At 64.8% G+C, this 1,256-nt stretch carries 1 protein-coding gene; it reads left to right on the forward strand.

Going from position 1 to position 1,256, the window contains the following annotated elements:
* Positions 1–620: 620 nt before the first annotated feature.
* The gene (locus ACGFIZ_RS34265; RefSeq protein ID WP_393427462.1) at positions 621–977 is read left to right on the forward strand and encodes an Lsr2 family protein; all 357 of its coding nucleotides are present in this window, start codon (positions 621–623) and stop codon (positions 975–977) included.
* The last annotated feature ends 279 nt before the right edge of the window (positions 978–1,256 follow it).

The following is a 1,256-nucleotide window of genomic DNA, read 5'->3' on the forward strand; positions in this document are numbered from 1 at the left end:
CGAATGCGCGACGGCCTTGTCGAGCTCGTCCCTCGCAACCCGGCCTATCCGGTGATCACTAGCAACGATGCAACGATCCTCGGCAAGGTCGTGTGTGTGCTTCATCGCCTGTGAGTGCCTCTTCTCCCTCAGCGGCAAACGGCGGACCTGCGGATCCTCGCCAGCCTTGAAGTCGCCCTCGGCGCGGCGCTAATCCCGCGGGCGTGTCGGCGGCTACGCACAACTTGACTCAGCCAACCCACGTCGCCTGCGGATAGCGGGCGAGCCCGCTTGAGTGACGGGTCGCCGGTGGAGGCTGCGTGACGCTCCAGACCCCGGGAGCAAGGCATCATCGGTGACTCCTCACGCTGTGGACGCGCGAAGCGAACCGTGCGTGGCGACGGGGTGGTCCGAATGTCCGCAGGTCGGGTCGCGATACGCCGACAGCGACGGGCTGGACCAACTGGTCAACTCAAGGTGATCATCCATGCGCCTGCCGGCACGATTACATGGCGGAAAGTTCAGACGCCGCCTATCTGTGCCCGGACACCCGCAGGACAATTTTGGTGTATCTACTTTGGCGACGAGCGTCGCGCAGGCTACTCTGCTATCAGTTGTGCTAGTTGGAAAGGGAATTGGACGTGGCCAAGCGAGTCATTCACAAGCTCATCGACGACCTGGACGGTGGGGACGCCGCCGAGACCGTCAAGTTCGCCCTCGACGGGGTCCAGTACGATATCGACCTGTCGGCGGCCAACGCCGAGAAACTGCGCGGCATCTTCGCCCCGTATACCACTCACGGCACCAAGGTCGGCCGGGGCGGTGTCGTCGCCGGACGGGTCGGGGCCGGGCGGCCCGCCAACGGCCGCGTCAGCAGTGACAGAGAGCAGAACAAGGCGATCCGGGACTGGGCCAAGAAGGCCGGCAAGGAAATCTCAGACCGAGGCCGCATCCCGCAGGAGATCGTCGACGAGTACAACTCGAAGGCCGGCCGCTAAACCCCACGGCCTCACCGGTGGCGGTCAGCCATTGGCGGGCAAGCGGCAGACGCTTTTCACGGTCGCCCGTCCCAACGCCCGCCAATGCCTGGCACTCGCCGGCCGGGCACCGGCCTGAGGCACGCCGACTCGATGCGTTGGTTGTCCCGCTACCCAGGTCCGTATTGGATTCAGGCTGGCTCTGTTAGGGCTCGCAGATCATTAACACGCAGATTTCGGGTCCGGCTGAGTTGCTTGTGGTAGCCGTCCGCGACCTGCGGAGATGCCCTTCGGTGGACT

This window comes from Micromonospora sp. NPDC048830, from assembly GCF_043198215.1.
Lineage (GTDB): Bacteria > Actinomycetota > Actinomycetes > Mycobacteriales > Micromonosporaceae > Micromonospora.